General features: G+C 33.4%; 19 protein-coding genes. 10 read left to right on the forward strand and 9 right to left on the reverse strand.

Features of this window, described 5'->3' with window-relative positions:
• Positions 1–98: 98 nt before the first annotated feature.
• The 5 genes from AMQ68_RS05740 to AMQ68_RS05760 all read left to right on the forward strand — a co-directional run bounded on the left by AMQ68_RS05740 (position 99) and on the right by AMQ68_RS05760 (position 4,666).
• On the forward strand, positions 99–1,829 hold the full coding sequence (locus AMQ68_RS05740) for a cellulase family glycosylhydrolase (RefSeq protein WP_054509620.1): 1,731 nt from the start codon (positions 99–101) through the stop codon (positions 1,827–1,829).
• Positions 1,830–1,891: 62 nt separating this feature from the next.
• A complete protein-coding gene (bla-A, locus tag AMQ68_RS05745; protein WP_054509621.1) occupies positions 1,892–2,770 on the forward strand; it encodes a CGA/CIA family class A beta-lactamase in 879 nt (292 codons plus the stop codon).
• Between the two features lie 64 nt (positions 2,771–2,834).
• Positions 2,835–3,245 carry a hypothetical protein gene (locus AMQ68_RS05750; RefSeq protein WP_054509622.1) on the forward strand — a complete coding sequence of 137 codons (411 nt, stop codon included), beginning with the start codon at positions 2,835–2,837 and terminating at the stop codon, positions 3,243–3,245.
• A gap of 13 nt (positions 3,246–3,258) precedes the next feature.
• A complete protein-coding gene (locus AMQ68_RS05755; protein WP_185113392.1) occupies positions 3,259–4,149 on the forward strand; it encodes a 3-hydroxybutyryl-CoA dehydrogenase in 891 nt (296 codons plus the stop codon).
• A gap of 277 nt (positions 4,150–4,426) precedes the next feature.
• A complete protein-coding gene (locus AMQ68_RS05760) occupies positions 4,427–4,666 on the forward strand; it encodes a hypothetical protein (RefSeq protein WP_002977986.1) in 240 nt (79 codons plus the stop codon).
• 48 nt (positions 4,667–4,714) lie between these two features.
• On the opposite strand, the gene AMQ68_RS05765 is transcribed toward AMQ68_RS05760, so the two are convergent.
• The 3 genes from AMQ68_RS05765 to dnaN form a co-directional block, all read right to left on the reverse strand.
• Positions 4,715–5,125: an META domain-containing protein gene (locus tag AMQ68_RS05765; protein WP_054509624.1), complete on the reverse strand. Its 411-nt coding sequence runs from the start codon at positions 5,123–5,125 to the stop codon at positions 4,715–4,717.
• Positions 5,126–5,460: 335 nt separating this feature from the next.
• Complete coding sequence (gene pheT / locus AMQ68_RS05770) at positions 5,461–7,863, reverse strand: phenylalanine--tRNA ligase subunit beta (RefSeq protein ID WP_054509625.1); 2,403 nt, start codon at positions 7,861–7,863, stop codon at positions 5,461–5,463.
• A 269-nt stretch (positions 7,864–8,132) separates the two neighbouring features.
• Positions 8,133–9,263, reverse strand: a complete 1,131-nt coding sequence (gene dnaN / locus AMQ68_RS05775; protein WP_054509626.1) for a DNA polymerase III subunit beta — start codon at positions 9,261–9,263, stop codon at positions 8,133–8,135.
• 197 nt (positions 9,264–9,460) lie between these two features.
• Here dnaN and AMQ68_RS05780 point away from each other — a divergent pair, with 197 nt between their 5' ends.
• The 3 genes from AMQ68_RS05780 (at position 9,461) to AMQ68_RS05790 (ending at position 10,933) form a co-directional block, all read left to right on the forward strand.
• Complete coding sequence (locus tag AMQ68_RS05780; RefSeq protein ID WP_054509627.1) at positions 9,461–9,814, forward strand: diacylglycerol kinase family protein; 354 nt, start codon at positions 9,461–9,463, stop codon at positions 9,812–9,814.
• A 187-nt stretch (positions 9,815–10,001) separates the two neighbouring features.
• Positions 10,002–10,376 carry a hypothetical protein gene (locus tag AMQ68_RS05785; RefSeq protein WP_054509628.1) on the forward strand — a complete coding sequence of 125 codons (375 nt, stop codon included), beginning with the start codon at positions 10,002–10,004 and terminating at the stop codon, positions 10,374–10,376.
• A gap of 2 nt (positions 10,377–10,378) precedes the next feature.
• Positions 10,379–10,933 (forward strand): hypothetical protein, encoded by a 555-nt coding sequence (locus AMQ68_RS05790; protein ID WP_054509629.1) that lies wholly within the window; start codon positions 10,379–10,381, stop codon positions 10,931–10,933.
• Between the two features lie 48 nt (positions 10,934–10,981).
• On the opposite strand, the gene AMQ68_RS05795 is transcribed toward AMQ68_RS05790, so the two are convergent.
• From AMQ68_RS05795 to purB, 6 genes are all read right to left on the reverse strand, one after another.
• On the reverse strand, positions 10,982–11,314 hold the full coding sequence (locus AMQ68_RS05795) for a gamma-glutamylcyclotransferase family protein (protein ID WP_054509630.1): 333 nt from the start codon (positions 11,312–11,314) through the stop codon (positions 10,982–10,984).
• Entirely contained in the window at positions 11,314–11,943 is a 630-nt protein-coding gene (locus AMQ68_RS05800; protein WP_082383988.1) for a GDSL-type esterase/lipase family protein, read from the reverse strand. Before AMQ68_RS05800 ends, AMQ68_RS05795 begins: the two co-directional genes overlap by 1 nt.
• Before the next feature lie 199 nt (positions 11,944–12,142).
• Entirely contained in the window at positions 12,143–12,550 is a 408-nt protein-coding gene (locus tag AMQ68_RS05805; protein ID WP_054509631.1) for a ribonuclease inhibitor, read from the reverse strand.
• Between the two features lie 200 nt (positions 12,551–12,750).
• Positions 12,751–16,446 carry a phosphoribosylformylglycinamidine synthase gene (locus AMQ68_RS05810; protein ID WP_054509632.1) on the reverse strand — a complete coding sequence of 1,232 codons (3,696 nt, stop codon included), beginning with the start codon at positions 16,444–16,446 and terminating at the stop codon, positions 12,751–12,753.
• A gap of 146 nt (positions 16,447–16,592) precedes the next feature.
• Positions 16,593–17,555, reverse strand: a complete 963-nt coding sequence (locus AMQ68_RS05815) for a WG repeat-containing protein (protein ID WP_054509633.1) — start codon at positions 17,553–17,555, stop codon at positions 16,593–16,595.
• Positions 17,556–17,600: 45 nt separating this feature from the next.
• Complete coding sequence (purB, locus tag AMQ68_RS05820) at positions 17,601–19,028, reverse strand: adenylosuccinate lyase (RefSeq protein ID WP_054509634.1); 1,428 nt, start codon at positions 19,026–19,028, stop codon at positions 17,601–17,603.
• 239 nt (positions 19,029–19,267) lie between these two features.
• Between purB and AMQ68_RS05825 the strand changes: the two genes are divergently transcribed.
• Entirely contained in the window at positions 19,268–19,807 is a 540-nt protein-coding gene (locus tag AMQ68_RS05825; protein ID WP_054509635.1) for an OmpH family outer membrane protein, read from the forward strand.
• 361 nt (positions 19,808–20,168) lie between these two features.
• Positions 20,169–21,044, forward strand: coding sequence for a helix-turn-helix transcriptional regulator (locus AMQ68_RS05830; RefSeq protein WP_054509636.1), 876 nt, complete (start codon positions 20,169–20,171; stop codon positions 21,042–21,044).
• The last annotated feature ends 53 nt before the right edge of the window (positions 21,045–21,097 follow it).

A 21,097-nucleotide genomic window follows, 5' to 3' on the forward strand; every position in this document is an offset into this window, starting at 1 on the left:
TATTTTGCTTTTTATTCAATAATTTTTAAATATATTTGTCTTTACTTAAAAGTAATTAATTCTAAAATCAATCTCCTAATATTTTAAAAGTCAAAACTATGAAAAGAGCCATTCTATTGTCCGCGGTTTTATTGTCTCAATTTGGGACATCACAGTTGTTAAAAACCAATGGTCAAAAAATCGTAAATGATAAAGGTGAAAATATTCAATTAAGAGGCCTGGGTCTAGGTGGATGGATGTTGCAGGAAGGATATATGTTGAAAACAGCAGATTTTGCAGGTCCGCAATATAAAATCAAAGAAAAAATTGCAGAATTGATTGGTGAAAACGGAATGAATGAATTCTATAAAGCCTATCTAAAAAATGGAATTACAAAACAGGATATAGATTTTCTAGCAAAGTCAGGTTTCAATTCCATAAGACTTCCGATGCATTATAACCTGTATACCTTACCTATCGAAAAAGAATCTGTAAAAGGTCAAAATACTTGGTTGGAAGAAGGTTTCAAAATGACAGACGATCTTTTGAAATGGTGTGCAGACAATAAAATATACCTTATTTTGGATATGCACGCACTTCCCGGTGGACAGGGAAATGATGCGAATATCTCTGATAATGATAAATCAAAACCTTCACTTTGGGAAAGCGAAGAAAATCAGAAAAAAACAATTGCCCTTTGGAAAAAACTGGCAGAAAGATATAAAGACGAACCATGGATTGGTGGTTATGACCTAATTAATGAACCTAACATCAATTTCACAGGAAAAAATCCGAACGGAACTGATGAGATGTCAAATGCTCCACTTTGGAAATTACAAAAAGACATTACAGAAGCCATTCGTCAGGTTGATAAAAAACACATCATTTTTCTTGAAGGAAACGGATGGGGAAATAATTATAACGGGTTGACCCCGATTTGGGATAATAATATGGCTTTCAGCTTCCACAAATATTGGAACAATAACGATGACGAAACATTGAAAAACGCATTAGAACTGAGAGAAAAGCATAACATGCCGATCTGGTTGGGAGAAACCGGAGAAAATTCTAATGTTTGGTTTACAGAATTGATCCAGCTTTTAGATAAGCATAACATTGGATATGCGTTCTGGCCAATGAAAAAGATCGACAATATAGCAGGAATCGCTAATGTAAAGATCACGCCAGAATATCAAAAACTGCTGGATTATTGGAAAAACGGAGGTGAGAAACCTTCTAAAGAATTCGCAACAAAAGCTTTGATGAAAATTGCTGACAACTATAAATTCAGTAACGTTGAAATTAAGAATGATGTAATTGATGCGATGTTCAGACAAACGAAAGATGATTCTACGAAACCATTTAAAAACCATACCGTTCCGGGAAGAGTATTCGCGTCAGAATATGATTTAGGAAGAATGGGTTCAGCTTATTTAGATAAAGACTTTGTTAATCTTTGGGTGAGTGATCCTACCAAAAGATCTGAATGGAATTCAGGAAATCAAATGCGAAATGACGGTGTTGACATTTATACATGTAACGACAAAATCACCAACCAATATTACGTAGGAAAAACAGAAGCTGGTGAATGGATGCAATACACCATCAACGCAAAAGCCGATAAAAGCTACAGTTTCGACATCAGATATTCAAGTAAAACGAATGGGAAAATTAGACTTGAGGATGCTTCAGGAAAACAATTAGCCACATTCACTCTGAACCCTACTGGAGGAAATGAAATCTGGAAAACTGTTTCTGCTAAAGGAATCACTTTAAAAAAAGGAGAAAATAAAATCAGACTCTATTTCGAAAATGATGGAGTCAACCTTAATTATTTTGAAGTAAAATAATAATTGTCTTAAATTGCAAATCCCTTTTATAACCTAAAAGGGATTTTTTAATACAAAATATTATGAAAAAAATAGGACTCCTTTTTCTTTTAATCTCAGCATTCGCATTTGCACAAAATACAGTGCTGGACAAGAAGATCAATTCAATTATTAAAGATAAAAAAGCAACGGTTGCCGTTTCTATTTTAGGCTTTGAAAATGCATTTAATTACAATAAAAACGGAGAGAAAAAACTCCCGATGCAAAGTGTTTTTAAATTCCATATTGCAGCTGCAGTATTGGATTTCGTGGATAAGGGAAAGTTATCTTTAGATCAGAAAATTACACTCAACAAATCTAATTTATTAGAAAATACGTGGTCTCCTCTTCGCGATAAATATAAAGATACCAACACAGAAGTTCCGTTAAGTGAGATCATTGATCAAACTGTTGCGATGAGTGATAATAACGGCTGCGATATCCTTTTACAACTCATTGGAGGCACGCAAACCGTTCAAAAATTCATGGATTCTAAAGGCGTAACAGGTTTTCAGATAAAATTCAATGAAGAAGAGATGCACAAAGATTGGAAAGTACAATATGAAAATTACAGCACAACCAATTCTGCAGTTCAGGTATTGAAAAAATTCTATGATGGAAAATTACTTTCTAAAAAATCTACAGATTATCTTATGAAAGTAATGCTAGGAACCCAAACAGGATTAAATAAAATGGTAGAGCAACTTCCAAAAAATACCCCTGTAGCTCGCAAAACGGGAGCTTCCGGAAAGAATAAAGACGGACTTACTGGTGCCGAAAACGAAATAGGAATTTTAACTTTGCCCAACGGAAAACATTATGCAATTGCCTTATTTGTAAGTAATTCTACAGAAACAGATGCCGTAAATTGCAAAGTAATTTCTGATATTTCAAAAACAGTTTGGGACCATTTTAATAAGTAAATTTTAAAGCTTATTTTTAAAGAGTTTTAAGGGCTAAAAATAACAAGCAATAAAACAAATTGATATGAAAAAAATAGTATTAATAGCAACAGTATTCGGTTTTACATTCTTTTCGGCGCAGAAAAGTGAAAACTATTTGCAGTTAAGATATGGAAGTATTTGTTGCGGGACTCCATCAACAGATCCTGTAATGAATTATATAAACAAGTTTCAGAAAAAAAATAAAATTAAAAATCTGGAAATCTACAAACAAGGCGGAATGGGAAGAGAAGGTGAATTTAATTTGTATATAGGAACCGATAATCTTTCAAAAAAACAGACTACCATGTTTGTAACAGGTTTACAATCTGCCATTGAAACACAAAATAACACAAGAAAGAAAAATCACGACGGAACAGTAGCTTTTGAAGCAACAGAAATTGTGAAAAAAGCAGACTTATCTAACGCAAGAAATTTAACTATCTATAAAAAATAATTTAAGGAAAATGATCAAAAACATTGTAGTTATCGGAGCTGGAACCATGGGAAATGGTATTGCACATACTTTCGCTCAAAGCGGTTTTAATGTAAATTTAGTAGATGTATCTCAAGATGCTTTGGATAAAGGTTTAAAAACTATTACCACCAATCTTGACAGAATTATTGCAAAAGGAAATCTTACTGAAGAGCAAAAAGCAGAAACTTTAGGGAACATAACTACTTTCACAGAACTTAAAAATGCTGCTGCAAACGCAGATTTAATTGTAGAGGCTGCAACAGAAAACCAAGATTTGAAATTGAAAATCTTTGGTCAGATGGATGAATTTGCTCCTGAAAACTGTATTTTGGCAACCAATACCTCTTCAATTTCTATTACTAAAATCGCTGCCTCTACAAAAAGAGCAGATAAAGTAATCGGAATGCACTTTATGAACCCGGTTCCCATTATGAAATTGGTGGAAATCATCAAAGGCTACTCTACTTCAAAAGAGACTTTCGATATTATTTATGAAATGAGCAAAACATTAGGAAAAGTTCCTGTAGAAGTGAACGACTATCCGGGTTTTGTAGCCAACAGAATTTTAATGCCTATGATCAACGAATCTATCGAAACACTTTACAATGGTGTTGCCGGAGTTGAGGAAATTGATACGGTAATGAAATTAGGAATGGCTCATCCAATGGGACCTCTTCAATTAGCAGACTTCATTGGTCTTGATGTTTGTTTAGCAATCTTAAATGTAATGTATGATGGCTTTAAAAACCCTAAATATGCTCCCAATCCACTATTGGTAAATATGGTAATGGCAGGGAAATTAGGCGTAAAATCTGGTGAAGGTTTCTACGACTATTCGGAAAGCAAAAAGGCAGAAAAAGTAGCTAAAATGTTTGCAAAATAAGAGAAATGAATTCTCAATTGTTAATCGTAAATTTTTAAAGTTTACATGAGAAAAGAACGATTGACTTGCATCAACATACAAATCTATTGTCCGGTACTTAATACAGTGCCGGACATTTTTTTATTTGATTTCTGATAAAAAAATGAGATGATATATGACAGATTTCAAGTCTTTATTGAAGATAAAAATCAACGTAAAGTTTTGCAAAAAATTAAAATCGACAAGAACAAATATCAATAATTTTATTATCTTTGGTCAAAGTTAAAACATTAAAAAAATGAAGTTACCAAAGTTTTTATTAGCAGATAATTCGGAATTTCCAGAAGATTTATTCGTAGTTCATACAGAATATCCAAGATTTATCTTAAACGTTGAGGAAGAAGAAGTTGAGTGGTTAGATGATTTAGAAGGTGATGATGAAGAAACTATGGCAGATGAGGCTACTAAAGTGGTAGAAGCAGCATTCAAATGGTGTGATGAAGAGTTGGCTAAATACGACGAAGAAGAGGAAGACTAAGAAACTCTTAAGCATAAAAAAAGGAACTCAAATTGAGTTCCTTTTTTATTATTCAGCTTTATTAAATTTCAATAATAAAAGATTGTCTTTATATAATTCTAATGTATTTCCGGAAATAACATATTTATTAGCTTTCCCTACCATATCCATAAAATTCTGCTCTACGCTCATATTGTCACAAGCCATTCTTGTAGAACCCATTTGTCCGGCAGAAAAACTACCTGTAGTAACATCTACTTTTGCTGTTCCAAAGTAATTATTACATCCAGCATTTCCATTGATCTTCTCCCCTTCAATATTCAGCGTAGGAACTTTTCCTTTTACATTATCTGCCAGCGTCCATTTTGTGTTTGACAATGACGGTTGAGATTTTCCTACTTTAGAAGCAGAAGGACTCGACATTGTTCCACACGATGCCAATACCGCTGCTGTACATATACTTAAAAAAATATTTTTCATTTTTCTCTTTTTAGATTTAACCAAATTTACGGAAATTATATTATTCAAACGGGTTTCAGAGGATTTTATTATTTTCTTACATCCTTCTTATTGAATTTTATTTTGAACCTTTTGATAGGAATTAATTGAAAATTAACATGATACTTTTTATAAGAATTGTTAGAATTATTATTAAAAATACTTCGACTCTTCTGAGCATAACATCGTTAAAATTCAATGTCAAAAACAAAAGAAAGTCATACTTATCGGAGTTGTAGTACCTTCTATTAAACAAAAAAAACGGACTAAAAAAAGTCCGTTTTGATACTATATATTGTAATGTTGTAATCTTTATATTAAGATCTTAATTCTGCATCAAATTCCTTTTGGAAAGATTTGATTAGAGAATCCATAACCTGGGAGATTTCTTTTTCTTCCAATGTTTTTTCTTCATTCAACAACTCGAAACTCATTGCATAAGATTTCTTACCTTCAGGAAGGTTTTTCCCTTCATACACATCAAATAAATTGATATTTTTGATGAATGGAGATTTATTCTTCTTAGCCGTCTCATACAATTCCTGATACGTGATGTTCTTATCAATCAATAAAGCTAAATCTCTTCTGATTTTATTGAATTTTGGAATATCTTTAAACTTCAATTCATTTTTAGAACGTAATTCCTGAGCAAATTCCAATTCAATTTCAGCATAGAAACAATCTTGATCAATATCAAAATCTTTCAACATCTGAGGAGCTACTTTTCCTATTCTTACGAGAACTTTTCCTTCCACTTCATACGCTAAAGCATCAGAGAATCTTCCATCAGATAAAGCAACTTCTTTATAATCAATAGCCAATCTTTCTAGTAAAACTTTAACATACGCCTTCAAGTTATAGAAGTCTGTTGCAGATTTTGGCTGTAACCAGTTTTCAGCAACATTTCTTCCAGAAATCAAAATTGCCATTTGTTTTCTTTCTTCGTATTGCGCTCTTTTGTGATAAATCTTACCAAATTCGAAGAACTTAATATCTTGATTCTTTCTGTTGATATTGTAAATAGCATTTTCTAGAAGCCCCTCTAATAAAGACTTTCTCATAAATGCTAAATCATTACTTAGCGGATTCAATAACCTTACTGCATCTGTTTCGTCTTTTACAGAAGTTAATGAATTATTCATCACTTCATTGAAACCAAGGCTCTGTAAGCTTCTTGCCCAGTTGTTTTCCAATTCGTCCTGATCTTTCGCACTAAGCTTTACAGGGGTAAAAGAAATCTTTTGTGGAGCATCTATTTTGTTATATCCATAGATTCTTAATATCTCTTCGATAACGTCGATCTCTCTTGTAACGTCTGCTCTGTAAGCAGGAACAGAGATTTCAAAACCATTTTGAATTTCATTTAGCACCTGAATTTCAAGGGCTTTTAAAATTTCCTTTACTTTTTCTCTGTGAATTTTAGTTCCTAAAATCTGCTCGATTTTAGAGAACCTGATGATCACATAGTTATCTTCAATTTTCTTTGGATACTCTTCCAACAAGTCTCCTGTCAATTTTCCACCTGCAATCTCCTGAATCATTTTGACAGCATGCGTAATCGCAGTTCTTGTGATATTTGGATCTACTCCTCTTTCAAATCTGAAAGATGCATCTGTATTTAAACCGTGAAATTTGGCTCCTTTTCTTACCGCTACCGGGTTGAAATAAGCACTTTCTAAGAAAATAGTTTTCGTTTCATTAGAAACTCCTGAATGAGCACCACCGAAAACTCCGGCAATACACATCGGGTTATCACTTCCGTCTTTGATGATGATCTCAGAACCGTTTAAAGTTCTTTCAACACCGTCTAACGTTGTAAATTTAGTCCCTTCTTTTACGGTTCCAACTTTCACTTTTTTGTCAGCAATTTTATCTGCATCAAAAGCGTGAAGAGGCTGTCCTAAACCGTGAAGAACATAGTTTGTAATATCTACAATATTATTAATCGGGCTTAATCCGATTGCCTTTAATCTGCTTTTCAACCAAGCCGGAGATTCTGCAACTTTTACATCTTCAATTACGGCTCCGATATATCTCGGACATAATTCGGCATCTTCAACTTCCAAAGTAAAACTGTGAGCACCTTCACTATTTAACGTTTCAGAACTTACTTTTTCAAATTCAGATTTCTGCTTATTGGTAGAAAGGAAAGCAAATAGATCTCTTGCAACTCCATAATGAGACATTGCATCGGTTCTGTTTGGTGTTAATCCGATCTCAAAAACTTCGTCTGTTGTCAGTTCAAAATAATCAGCGAAATTCTTTCCAACTTCATATTTTTCTTCATCCAGCACCATAATTCCTCCGTGATCGTTGCTAAGACCTAATTCGTCCTCTGCGCAAATCATTCCCTGAGAAACTTCTCCTCTGATTTTGGCTTCTTTAATTTCAAAAAAACCACCTTCTTTGTCATAAATTTTTGTTCCAACAACCGCAACAGGAACTATTTGTCCAGCCTCTACATTCGGAGCTCCGCAAACGATGTTCAACACCTTTCCGTTTCCTACTTCTACCGTTGTTTTATTTAGTTTGTCTGCATTAGGGTGTTTCTCGCAAGTTAAAACTTTACCTACGATAATACCTTCCAGACTTCCTTTGATACTTTCAAATTTATCTATCCCTTCAACCTCCAGACCAATATCCGTCAGGAATTCACCAATTCTTTCAGGTTTCAATTCCGTTTTCACATAATCCTTCAGCCAGTTGTTTGATATTTTCATTTACTAAATCTATTTTTTAATTGGTCAAATGGAACTTCACAGTTTCATCTGATAATTTCTATTTATTAGGACAGATGGAACCTTTGGGTCTCATCTATTAAATTTTGAAAATTTTATTTGAATTTTTCGAGTTACAAATGTCGTGTTTTTTTGAGAAATATCGAAATTTAGAACAAACTTAAAACAAATAGTTTTGTTAATTTTAACTTATTAAAACAAGAAGAGATCCTGAAAACTCAGAACCTCTTATATTTTTATTTACCCAAATATTATAATCCAATGACTGGCATTGATAACATTAAGATATTTTCGTTTTCTTCAAGACCATCCAATGGCTCAATAATTCCCGGTCTGTTGGGTTGAGACATTTTCATTGTGATATCGTCTGAACTTAAAATTGTTAACATTTCAGTTAAGAATTTAGAGCTAAAACCGATGTTGATATCTTCACCGTTATAATCACAAGGAATCTGCATGTCTGCTTTGTTAGCATATTCTGTATCTTCTGCATGAAGGTGAAGAATGTTTGCCGACAATTTAAATCTAACCTGATTCGTAGATTTATTAGACATAATAGAGGCTCTCTTAATTGCTCCTAATAAAAGGTTTCTGTTGATCGTTAATACGTTCGGGTTTTCTTTAGGAATTACCGCTGTATAATTAGGATATTTTCCGTCAATCAATCTACAGATCCAAATATGTTTACCAAAAGTAAACTTAGCCATATTCTCATTAAAATCGATGGTTACATCTTCATTAGAGCTTGCTAATATATTTTTGAAAATATTTAAAGGTTTTTTAGGCATGATGAATTCCATTGGCTCAGGATTCATCAAATCCATTCTTTTGTACACCACCAATCTGTGAGAATCTGTAGAAACAAAGTTTGTTTCATTTTCTCCAAACTGGAAAAGAACCCCCGTCATTACAGGACGAAGAGAGTCGTTACTTGTAGCAAAAAGAGTGTTCGTAAGAGCTTCAGACAAAACTCCCGCAGACATTGTAATACTTTGAGCAGCATCAAATTCCGGCAATTCCGGATAATCCTCAGCATTGTCCAAAGCTACTGCGAAATTATCTTTTTCATCTAAAATCTCAAGCTGACTTCCGGTTCCCTCATCATTATCTTTTACAGACAACGTCAAAGGTTGCTCGCCGTATGTCTTGATAAAATCTTGAAAAATTTTAGCAGGAACAGCAAATTTACCCGAATCATCAGACTTAACATCTAAAGAAGTCACAAGAGTAGTCTCGCCATCAGATGCTGTGATGGTAACATTATTCCCGTTTAATTCAAAAAGATAATTCTCTAAAATAGGTCTCGATTGAGAGCTTGATATTACGCCACTTACAGTTTGCAAAGCTTTCTGCAGTTCTCCACTTGAAATAATAAATTTCATAGATTTAAAAATAAATTTTTACAAATATAATAAATACAAAATAGATTAAAAAATATAATCCTGAGAGTTATTAACAACCATCAAAAGATTATCCACATCACTTCTACTTTGGTTTTTTATGATAAAACATCATAAAGGAATAAAGATAAGGATTTTCTTCAAGCAATTAATTATATTTGTAAATAATCTTTTCATTTATGCGAAAACCACCGATCCATAAAAGTTTTCTGAATGCTTTTCGAGGTGTTTTTTTAATGATAAAATCTGAAAGAAATTTTCAATTAGAGCTTCTTGCTTTCATTATTAATCTTTTATTAATTTTTTATTTACAACTTTCTACAGTTGATACTGCTTTAATTTTGATTGTGTCTTTTGCTGTTTTAACTGCCGAAATTTTCAATACTGCGATTGAAAAAATATGTGATTTTATTCAACCTAAATTTGATAAAAGAATTGGTTTTATTAAGGATATCTCTGCGGGAGCGGTAATTTTGATGGCTGTTTTGTCTGTAATTGTTGGAATTTTGGTGTATTGGAAATACATCTTTTAATAAATTTCACTATCAACATTCTTCAAATCTTTTCTCTTAAATATACGAAATTTTTAAATTTATTTTTTTCAGAATAAACCTTAAATAAATGCATATCATTAGTAATATTCACGAAAATATTAATTATCACCAAATAATGATATAATATTTTAATATATTTGCTTGAAAACCATTTTATCATATTAACATGAAAAACAAACTATTGTATGCTGTACTCATAGCAGCATGTGTTTCTTGTAGTACAGAAACCTCTATTCCAAATCCAATTGAAGTTACAAAAAGTGAAGAAGTTTTGAATTTTGAGAAATCTATCAAAAGTCTTTCAAAACCTGAAAATAGAGAAACCCCGGAAGAAGAGAGAAACCGAAAGTCTCTTGAGTTGAGCGATAGACGTAAAGATATCCTTATTCCATCAGCTTTACAATTAATAAAATCTACAGGGGTAAAAGATGCAGAAATTGCTAAAAACACTCAGGGGGAAAGAGATAAAATCCTTACATGGGCAGTAAAAATCTATAATGCAAAGCTTGACCAAATCAACCAAAACTCAAAATTTAAATAATTATGAAAAAAATATTAACCATAATTCTTGGCTTAAGTTTAAGTTCTTCTACTTTTGCTCAGATCAACCCAATAACTGGTAACGGAATTGTACACATTATTAATCATGATGATTATCATAGTTTAGATCTTTATTTTACACTTTTCACGTTGGATGTCAATAGCTGCCAAGGTTATCAGGCTATGGGACCGCAGAAACCTTTAGGGCCAGGTGTAATAACAAAATATAGAGCATATACAGATTCCGATACCGCATCCGGACATCCTTATCCGATTGACGGATGGTATAATGGAAGCTATCTTTTACCTAATCAAATTCCTCAAAATATTGCTGATAATCAACGATGGAATTATATGAAATTTGAACTTAGGGAACTTAATAACCCAGGGCAATTTATACCCGGAATGGGAGGTTCTGTAGGAATTTATCATCCTTGTACAGCTACTGGTATTCCAGACGTATTAATTGGAAATGGCACTACATCTGGCGGTACCACTTACAACTTTACTGCCAAAGCCTATACAATGGGAGAAAATTTATGGATTGATGTCTATTAAGATAAAACAATATGAAATTCTGTCATTTTTTGGCAGGATTTCATATTTCTATCTCTCAACATAAATAAATCCTTCCTTTCCAGATTTAAAGATTTTTTCAATTCGTTTGTAGTCATCAACCTCATATTCATCAGCCCGAAGAATTTCTTCATTTAAAACATCAAACAAAACTCCTTCAACCTCATCTTTATCATCTCCTGAAAACCGTAAAATTGGATGGTATTTTTGATCACTCTTTCGCAACACTTCGGGATCAGTAATCTCTACCATGTTGAGTTTATATCCTGTCAGAATATCTTTTTCTCCATGTAAAATTCTTCCGAAGGTTTCAATTTGAACTTGTTCTTTTTGTAAGGTTCCGTAAGAAAATAAATTAGGCATTATAAATATTTTTCAATGATTGGAATTGCGAGTTCAGCCATCATTCCATAGCCTTTTTCGTTAGGATGAATACCGTCTGCTGAAAGTAAAAATTCTTTATCTTCTAACAATGCAGTGTAAAAATCAATATAAGTCAATGAATTTTCAGTGGCAATATCTTTAACGATCTGATTGTAAACAAGAACTTCTTCATTGGTTCTCAACTTTCCAGAAGCTGCCACTACTCCATCTACATTTTTAGAAAATGGTAAAATACTTACCAAATAAATATCGTGGGAATATTGTTTTGCATGCTGAATTGCAGTCAAAATATTAGTTTTGAAATTCTCAGTATTTACCATCTGAATTCCCTCTTTTATCGCCAGATCATTAGCTCCATAACCGATAAAAACAACATTTCCATCAGCAGAATTTCTAGCTCTTAATTCATGTGGAATCCTCTTAACCAAACCTTCCGTTGTTTCTCCTCCAATTCCGAGATTGAAAAGAATCAGTTCATTTTTTGCTCCTTCGTTGTATTTCTGCAAAGCATATCTTTTCAGAATGTCAACCCAACCTCCAAAAACACCATCATATTCTCCGTACGTTATGCTGTCACCAAAGAATAATCCATATACTATTTTCTTCATTTATTGTATTAATTATAGATTTTGATTTTAAACCATTAAGATTTTATTTAAGAAGTTAAGAATTATTGAGATCCTTCGTGAACTACCTTCGTAAACCTTCAGTTTATGCTCAAGATGACATTGCTAATACTTATTTTGTTAGTTGTTGCAATTTAAGCTTAACTAAACTTAAAAACTTAATTCTCCTTAATAGTCCAATTTAATCCAAAATTAGCGTAATATTTTTGTGATCTTCTATAATTTCAAGTAAAATATCGAATAAAGTTTGTCCGTTTCCCTTAATCAATTCGTTCAGTTTTTCTTGAATCAATTCAATATTAAAAGGTTTTCCTTGTTTGATTTTATTTTCGTAGAACTCCTTTGTTGCTTCGAATCCTAAATCTTGTCTGGACTTTTCAGATTCTTCCCAAATGATTTTCACTTCATCATCATTTTCAAAAACTCCAAAACCACCGTATAAGATATCATTGAAGTCATCTAATGTTCCGACTTTCCAATTGATATCTTTCGTCAAAACGTTAGATACTTCTTCGTAGAAACCTACCAGACTTGAAAAATGAATGCCGTTGATAACAATCACTTTTTTATTTGAAACTATTTTTTTCATTTATTTATTCAGTACTTAAAAATTTTAATAGATTACAACAATTTGTTTTTCTGTATTGATTAGCAAAACCTAACGGGTTTTAAAAACCCGTTAGGTTTATAAGATATAAATTTATTTGCTAAACAATCATCAAAAAACCTCATAGAAATTAAAATCTATGAGGTTTATAAGCCACAAGCTAATTGCCAATAGCTGTAAATTTATTTGAAGTACTCCACTCCGTTTTTAAATATGTTGTGATAGTTCGCAGTAGGAATGTTTTTCATCAATCCTTCTGCAAAACGTTCAGGGTGTCCCATTCTACCGTAAATTTTACCGCATGGACTGGTAATTCCTTCAATTCCGAATAAAGAGTTATTTGGATTAAATGGCATTCCGTGCGCAATATTTCCATCAAAATCGATGTATTGAGTGGCTACTTGTCCGTTTTTGTATAGCTTTTCAAGTTCTTCTTGTGAAGCCATAAAACGACCTTCCCCATGAGAAATTGGAATGGTAAACACCTGATCCTTCATTCCTTTCAACCATGGACTTTCATCGTTTACCACTTTCACATTCACCATCTGAGATATATGTCTTCTGATGGCATTATGAGCCAAGGTTGGAGAGTTTTCATCAAGATCTTTGATTTGTCCGTAAGGCAACAATCCAGACTTAACCAACGCTTGGAAACCATTACAGATACCAATGATCATTCCGTCTCTTTCTAATAATTCGTGAACGGCATTTTTCATCTTTTCATTCTTCAAAACATTCACGATGAATTTCGCAGAACCGTCTGGCTCATCACCCGCAGAGAAACCTCCTGAGAATGCTAAGATCTGAGAAGTTCTGATTTCTTCTACCCAAGCATCAATACTTTCTTCAAGTAATTGGTGACTTATATTTTTCAGTGGTAGGCTGCTAACAATAGCTCCTTCTTTCTGGAATGCATTCAATGTTTCATATTCGCAGTTTGTTCCCGGGAAAACCGGAGCAAATACTTTTGGCTGAGCAATTCCATGTTTTTTAATAATGATATTTCTTGGATTGATTGAATTCAGTTTTGAATCCAATTCAACCGTCAGTTTTTCTTTTTCAATCGTTGGGAAAAGATTTTCAAACGTATTGGTGTTCGCTGCTAAAAGTTTTTCAATTGCAAATTCAGCGTTATTAATTGTAATAATTTTTGAATCTTTAACCTCACCAATTAATTGTAACGCTGTAGAACTTAATTCTTCTTTAGATTCAATAATTAAGCTTCCGATATTTTTAGCTAATAAAACGCTATCATCAATCGTAATCTCAGCTCCTAATTTGTTACCAAAACTCATTTTTGCAAGAGAAACCGCAACTCCGCCTTCCTTCACTGTTTTCACAGAAATAATTTTTCCAGCTTTGATATTTTCAAAAATAAATTCAAAAATAGCTTTTAAGCTTTCGTAATTTGGCAGTCCGTTTTCCTGAGCAATATGATTAAAGAAATATAATTTATTTCCTTCATTCTTAAATTCAGGAGAGATAATGTTTTTCTTTTCTCCATTAGCACAAGCAAAAGAAATCAACGTTGGCGGAACATTCAAATCCTGATACGTTCCACTCATTGAATCTTTACCTCCGATAGCTGCTAATCCAAGATTAATCTGCGCATCATAAGCTCCCAATAATGAAGCCAAAGGTTTCCCCCATTTCTCAGGATTCTGACCTAATTTCTCAAAATATTCCTGAAAACTTAATCTTATATTTTTATAATCGCCACCCATTGCAACGATCTTAGCCACACTTTCTACCACCGCATAAGAAGATCCTAGCAGTGAGTTCTGCTTAGAAATTCCAGCATCAAATCCCCAACTTGCTAAAGAAACTGTTTCAATATCTTTTGCGCCAAGGATGGGTAACGTCTGAACGCTTCCTTCCATCAACGTTTGCTGATATTTCCCTCCTAAAGGCATCGCAACCGTAGTTCCTCCTACAGATCCGTCGAACATTTCCAACAATCCTTTTTGAGAAGCCACATTTTTATCTGCTAAAATCTTTAAGAAATTCTCTTCGTTGAATGATTGAGTTTCTTCTTTTACTTCTTCAAGATGTGTAATTTTCACTTCCTGACTTTTAGCACACCCGTTGGTATCTAAAAACGCTCTTGAAAGATCAACAATCTTATCGCCTTTCCAGAACATCTGCATTCTTCCTGAATCTGTCACTTTTGCCACCTCAACAGCCACAATGTTTTCATCTTCACAGAATTTGATAAACTGTTCTTTATCTTTTGGATCAACAACAACTGCTACTCTTTCCTGAGATTCAGAAATAGCAAGCTCAGTTCCGTTTAATCCTTCATATTTTAAAGGTAAAACATCCAAATTAATATCCAGAGAATCTGCAATTTCACCAATCGCTACAGAAACACCTCCAGCTCCGAAATCATTTGATTTTTTAATCAATCTCGTTACTTCTGGATTTCTGAATAATCTCTGAATTTTACGTTCTTCAACAGCATTTCCTTTCTGAACTTCTGAACTCATGGTGTGGATAGAAGTTTCATCCTGTTCTTTCGAACTTCCACTTGCTCCACCAACACCATCACGGCCTGTTGCCCCACCAAAAATAATGATAGAATCACCAACCTCAGGTTTTTCACGTCTTACCCAGTCTACAGGAACGGCTCCGGTAACGAAACCAACTTCCATTCTTTTTGCTTTGTAGCCCTCGTCGTAAATTTCAGAAACCATTGTTGTTGCCAAACCGATTTGGTTACCATAAGAAGAATATCCGTTTGCGGCCTGTTTTGTGATTGTTTTTTGAGGTAACTTTCCTGGTAATGTTTGGTCAACTGCCTCTAAAACATCAGCAGCACCCGTTAACCTCATCGCTTGGAATACAAAAGATCTTCCAGACAATGGATCTCTGATCGCGCCTCCTAAACATGTTGAAGCGCCTCCAAAAGGTTCAATTTCTGTTGGGTGATTGTGTGTTTCGTTTTTGAATAATAAATACCAAGGTTCTTTTTTACCGTCGTATTCCGCTTCAATTTGGATCGTACAAGCGTTAATCTCGTCAGAAACAACAAGGTTTTCTAAGTTCCCTGTTTTATGGAAATATCTTCCGCAAACCGTTGCCAAATCCATTAAAGAAATAGGCTTTAATTCGCGTCCTAAGAATTTTCTTTTTTCAATATAATCATTGAAAATAGTTTCCAATGTATGTTTAAATTGTCCTTCAAATTCAATATTTGACAATTCTGTTTCAAAAGTTGTGTGACGACAGTGGTCACTCCAATACGTATCTAAAACTTTCAGTTCTGTTTCCGTAGGATTTCTCTCTTCAGTTTTAAAATACTCCTGAATGAATTTTAAATCATCTAAGCCTAATGCAAAACCGTGATTATTGTAGAAATCTTCTAATTGAGCATCATCAAAACTGATGAAACCTTCGTGAATTAAAACTTTTGATGGAATTTCATCTGCCGGAATATTTAATACCGCCAAATCTTTTTCCTGAGATTCTACTTTATTGATTAAAAGGTCTTTGATCTTTACTATGTCGGCATCAGAAACCCCTTCAAATTCAATTAGCTTTCCGCTTCTTACTTTAGACTTTTCATTTTCTGTAAGTAAAGCGATACACTGCTGAGCAGAATCTGCACGCTGATCGTATTGACCCGGCAAGAATTCCATTGCAAAATGAATGGTTGTTGCAGGATTTTCTTCGTGCAAAATATCCGTAACAGGGTCTACGAAAGTGCTCTTCACCACTTTTTCGAATTCACCGTCATTCAAATTAAAGATATCGTACACATTGTACACTTTTACATTTTTGATCGACGGAACAACCGCTTTTACTTCATCAAAAATTTTTGGACTTTCTACATCGAAAACTCCTTTTTTTTCTACGAAAATTCTTTTGTTATTAGACATTAGATGCCAGATATTAAATATTATTAGACTTATTTTTAAATTTATCTTTTGCTATTCAATCTAATTGTCGCATCATTGATGCGATAATTTCAAAAATAAAAGTATGTTATATTATTTTTTGAAATTTTTTAGAGTAAAAGCTTTTCTTATTTACTTAATTTGTTCGGATTATCGGGATGTTCTTTTTGAAATTCTTCGACTTCTTTCATTTCTTTTTTCAGCCATTTTTCAAAAGTAATCTTTTCAACGTCATAATCCGAAGCGTAAAAATTTTTACCGTCTTCTGAAACTATGAAATTAAACCGTGACAATCCTGAATTCATCTTTCCGTTATCATATGTATTAATATTAAAATAGGGAAAGTTCTCTTTTGGTCTTTCCACAATTTCAAAGAATAGTTTTTTATCATTTTCAGATAACTTATTATAATGATTAACATAATAGATATCGGAAAGTTGTTGATTTTGTTTTTCGAAAAACTGAAGAATACCCTTCTCTTTTTCATTGTATCTGAATGGATATGGATATCTTTCTCCGCCTACTTCTAAATCATTTTCAGATTGTTTTGATGAAGGCTGAACAGTTTCTCCCTTATCATTCATAATTCCCCAAGTTCCTCCTACAACCGCTTTGTGCTCATCATCAGTTTTCTCCCAATCGCATCCGTCACAAAAAGCTGCATATCCATAATTGAATGGGAAAACGAAATCATGCGTTGCTTCAATAACAGTTGTACCATTACGGTCTGCAAAACCCATTTTTCCATTTTTAACCAATCTTCTTACGCCTTCTTGGAAATAATCAGCTCCGTTATCATATAAAAAAGGTTGGTATAAGAAATTCCCTTTCCGATCGTAGATATATCCCCAAGCATTTTTCTCTCTTTCTTCTCCTTTTTTAGATCCATCAAAGTGAATGGTTTCTCCTTCTACTAATTCACCATTTTCAATGTTTGAGAAAACTCTGAATTGCGCAGGAACAATGATCTCTCCTTTTTGATTTTTAACTCCAACTAAAGAATCTTTCGATATAAAATACTTTAAAACATCCTTCTTCTGAGAATAGGAAATCATTGGTATCAATGAAATGATTAAAAGTACTTTCTTCATGTTTGGGTTAAAAAAAATATGCAGCCGAAAAGACTGCATATTGATTTATACTTTAAGGTCAGCCTCCAAACCTATCAGGTCTTTGTTTGCGTCCAAAATAGGTTGAACTTCATTGCTGATGAATTCTTCCGTCTGAATCGGAGCAAAACCGATAAAGTTTTTAGGATCTAACACTTCTTTTAATTTCGTTTTATCTAATTTTAATGAATCATCATTTAAGATTCTTTCAATCAGATCATTTTCTTTACCTTCTTCTTTTACCTTTTTAGAAGCTTCCATTGAATGAACTCTGATCACTTCGTGAATTTCCTGACGGTCACCACCAGCTTTCACTTCTTCCATGATGATGTATTCTGTCGCCATGAAAGGAAGTTCTTCTTCTATATGTTTGTTGATTCTATTTGGATACACAACGATTCCGTTCATGATGTTATTCCAAATCAATAGAATAGCGTCAACGGCTAAAAATGCCTGAGGAATTGTTAATCTCTTGTTAGCAGAATCGTCCAATGTTCTTTCAAACCATTGAGTTGAAGCTACCATTGCAGAACTTGTTGTCAATGACATTACATATTTCGCCAACGCTCCGATTCTTTCACTTCTCATTGGGTTACGTTTGTAAGCCATTGCCGATGAACCGATTTGGTTTTTCTCGAATGGTTCTTCAACTTCTTTAAGATTTTGAAGTAAACGTAAATCGTTTGAGAATTTGTGAGCTGACTGAGCGATATTTCCTAATAACGCCACCACTTTTGCATCAATCTTTCTATCATATGTCTGACCAGAAACACCAAATACTTTATCGAAACCGAATCTTTTTGAAAGTTCCTTATCTAAGTGCTTCACTTTAGAGTAATCTCCATTGAAAAGCTCTAAGAAACTTGCAGCCGTTCCTGTAGTTCCTTTAACTCCTCTGAAACGTAATGTTTCTAAGAAGAAATCAAGTTCTTCGATATCAAGAACCAAACTCTGTAACCAAAGAGTCGCTCTTTTCCCAACAGTCGTTAACTGAGCAGGTTGAAAATGCGTGAATCCTAATGTTGGAAGGTCTTTATATTGAATAGAAAAATCCGCAAGGTTTTTCATTACGTTTACTAATTTTTTCTTTAAAATTAATAATCCGTCACGGATTTGAATTAAGTCTGTATTATCTCCTACAAAAGCCGAAGTAGCTCCTAAATGTATAATTCCTTTTGCTGAAGGCGCCACATCACCATAGGCGTGAACGTGAGCCATAACATCGTGACGGAATTTTTTCTCATACTCTGCTGCTTTATCATAATCGATATTTTCAGCATTGGCTTTCAACTCAGCAATCTGCTCGTCAGAAATTTCAAGACCAAGGTCTTTTTCGATCTCTGCAAGAGCGATCCAAAGCTGTCTCCAAGTACGGAATTTGTTATTATGTGAGAAATTAAATAACATTTCTTCACTGGAGTATCGCTCTTCCAATGGATTTTTGTAGGAATTCATTCTTCTTTTACTTTTAGATGCACAAAAATACGGATTTTCGTTGAGAGATGAAAATTGATACCCGTCTTTTATTTCACTAAAATATTTTCATGTGTTTTGGATTAAATGGTTTAAAATTTAAACCGTAAATGTTATTATAACAAATAAACATCACATTTACAATACTTTAACAATTGTTTTTTTGGCAAGATGCAATATTATATATTATAAATTTGAAAAAAATTTTATAAAAAGAACAAATGAGAAAATTAATTATCGCTTTTTCTGCAGGACTATTCTTGATTACGAATCTTGTACATGCACAACAAAAGTTAGGTCACGTAAACTCTGATACTATTTTTGCTAATTATTCTGAAGTAAAAACGGCGGCCGCGACTGCTGAAAGTTTTGCTAAAAGCAAACAAACTGAAATTGATAAAATGGTGAATGAATTTCAAGCCAAATTGAAAACAGCTCAGGATAAGCAAAAAACACTAACTGCTGCCAACAAAGATAAATTAACAAAAGAATTAGGAGATGCAGAAACTGAATTAAAAGGTCTTGGAGGTAAAATTGAAGAGTTGAGAACAAAATCTACAAAAGATGTTTCTGATAAGCAAAATGAACTATTTGCTCCTATTCAAAAGAAAGTAGGTGATGCTATTGCTGCAGTTGCCAAAGAAAAAGGACTAGCCTATGTTTTTGACACCTCAAAATCTCAGGGTAACAGTAATATTGGATACTATGCTCCTAATGATGACATTACCGCTGCTGTAAAGACAAAATTAGGAATCAAATAATATTTCATCTTCTAGGTTGATGAAAGTTATATAAAACAGAAAGCCGTTCTTTTGAATGGCTTTTTGTTGTTAAGTAGGTCAATATCATTTCAGCTGTTGAGATCCTTCCAGGATGACTAACTTTATGGTGATGATGACTGTTGAAAAGTATGACAAATGCCCTAGCCGTGATAGTAACGGTTACCCCGCAACACGGAGCTGGAGAGAAAGAAGGGTTTAGGGTTGGCGTGAGGAGTATGAGTGGATAGCGCGATTAAGCTTCTCATCCTAGAAATTCAAGCTTTCCAATTATCAAAATATTGGGAATACAGCATGTTTTATTCTACATTTGCCTTTTTTAAAACAATAAATTATAGGAGGCATGAGGAAACTGGAGATCAAAAAAAATATTCAGAAAGAAGAAGATAAAAATCTGTCTTTTCGGGCTTTTGATTTAACAACAGAAAATCTGAAAGACTATTTAAAACCTCATAAAAAAGATCATTTTTTCATTATTGTTATCGAGAAAGGAAATTTACAGATTCAGATTGAAGATAAAATACATGGTCTGAAAGCCGGAAAAATTTCTGTGGTATTTCCTGAGCAGTTTCATTTTATAATAGAATCAAGTGATGATCTGAAAGGAAAAATTATTCTGTTTGAAGAAATACTGTTTTGTTCCGATATTTTAAAGAATGAATTGAGTACGTATAACGTTAATCTTTCTACCCAACTGAATTGCACTATTCTTTCTCCCGAAGATTTTGAACAAAGTTTACATGCCATTGAAATCATCAAAGGAATTTACCAAAAACCAAGTCTTATTAAAAAGGAACAGGCGAGATTTCATATTAAGATTTTTTTATTGGCATTGATAGAATCTATTCACGGACTTCACCCTATTTTACATAAAGAAACTGCTGATAAACCTGTTTATGTTCGTTTCAAAAAATTGCTCAATCAGCATTATAAAGAGCAGCGTACCGTTCAATATTACGCAGAAGAATTAGCCATTACGCCGAAAAAACTCAACTCAATCACGAAAAAACATTGCGGAGAAACGGCGATTCAGGCCATTCACAATCGAATTCTTATAGAAATTAAACGTCAACTCCTCTTTTCAGACCTCAGCCATAAAGAAATTGCTTTTGATCTTGGCTTTAATTCTCCATCGGCCCTTAATAAATTTGTTAAGGCTAAATTGAAGGAAACTCCCACCGAACTTCAACAAGAGTTGGCGCAAATGTATATCGGATAGTCTTATTTGTATAACATCATTGCTTCTGCCCTTTTTAATTTTGCATCATTATA

This window comes from Chryseobacterium sp. ERMR1:04, assembly GCF_001297705.1.
Taxonomy (GTDB): Bacteria; Bacteroidota; Bacteroidia; order Flavobacteriales; family Weeksellaceae; genus Chryseobacterium.

What these genes read in the sequence shown, in the direction of transcription:
- AMQ68_RS05740 (WP_054509620.1), top strand. Translation starts at nt 99, where the DNA reads ATGAAAAGAGCCATTCTATTGTCCGCGGTTTTATTGTCTCAATTTGGG.
- bla-A (WP_054509621.1), top strand. Translation starts at nt 1,892, where the DNA reads ATGAAAAAAATAGGACTCCTTTTTCTTTTAATCTCAGCATTCGCATTT.
- AMQ68_RS05750 (WP_054509622.1), top strand. Translation starts at nt 2,835, where the DNA reads ATGAAAAAAATAGTATTAATAGCAACAGTATTCGGTTTTACATTCTTT.
- AMQ68_RS05760 (WP_002977986.1), top strand. Translation starts at nt 4,427, where the DNA reads ATGAAGTTACCAAAGTTTTTATTAGCAGATAATTCGGAATTTCCAGAA.
- AMQ68_RS05765 (WP_054509624.1), bottom strand. Translation starts at nt 5,125, where the DNA reads ATGAAAAATATTTTTTTAAGTATATGTACAGCAGCGGTATTGGCATCG.
- pheT (WP_054509625.1), bottom strand. Translation starts at nt 7,863, where the DNA reads ATGAAAATATCAAACAACTGGCTGAAGGATTATGTGAAAACGGAATTG.
- dnaN (WP_054509626.1), bottom strand. Translation starts at nt 9,263, where the DNA reads ATGAAATTTATTATTTCAAGTGGAGAACTGCAGAAAGCTTTGCAAACT.
- AMQ68_RS05780 (WP_054509627.1), top strand. Translation starts at nt 9,461, where the DNA reads ATGCGAAAACCACCGATCCATAAAAGTTTTCTGAATGCTTTTCGAGGT.
- AMQ68_RS05785 (WP_054509628.1), top strand. Translation starts at nt 10,002, where the DNA reads ATGAAAAACAAACTATTGTATGCTGTACTCATAGCAGCATGTGTTTCT.
- AMQ68_RS05790 (WP_054509629.1), top strand. Translation starts at nt 10,379, where the DNA reads ATGAAAAAAATATTAACCATAATTCTTGGCTTAAGTTTAAGTTCTTCT.
- AMQ68_RS05795 (WP_054509630.1), bottom strand. Translation starts at nt 11,314, where the DNA reads ATGCCTAATTTATTTTCTTACGGAACCTTACAAAAAGAACAAGTTCAA.
- AMQ68_RS05800 (WP_082383988.1), bottom strand. Translation starts at nt 11,943, where the DNA reads ATGAAGAAAATAGTATATGGATTATTCTTTGGTGACAGCATAACGTAC.
- AMQ68_RS05805 (WP_054509631.1), bottom strand. Translation starts at nt 12,550, where the DNA reads ATGAAAAAAATAGTTTCAAATAAAAAAGTGATTGTTATCAACGGCATT.
- AMQ68_RS05810 (WP_054509632.1), bottom strand. Translation starts at nt 16,446, where the DNA reads ATGTCTAATAACAAAAGAATTTTCGTAGAAAAAAAAGGAGTTTTCGAT.
- AMQ68_RS05815 (WP_054509633.1), bottom strand. Translation starts at nt 17,555, where the DNA reads ATGAAGAAAGTACTTTTAATCATTTCATTGATACCAATGATTTCCTAT.
- purB (WP_054509634.1), bottom strand. Translation starts at nt 19,028, where the DNA reads ATGAATTCCTACAAAAATCCATTGGAAGAGCGATACTCCAGTGAAGAA.
- AMQ68_RS05825 (WP_054509635.1), top strand. Translation starts at nt 19,268, where the DNA reads ATGAGAAAATTAATTATCGCTTTTTCTGCAGGACTATTCTTGATTACG.
- AMQ68_RS05830 (WP_054509636.1), top strand. Translation starts at nt 20,169, where the DNA reads ATGAGGAAACTGGAGATCAAAAAAAATATTCAGAAAGAAGAAGATAAA.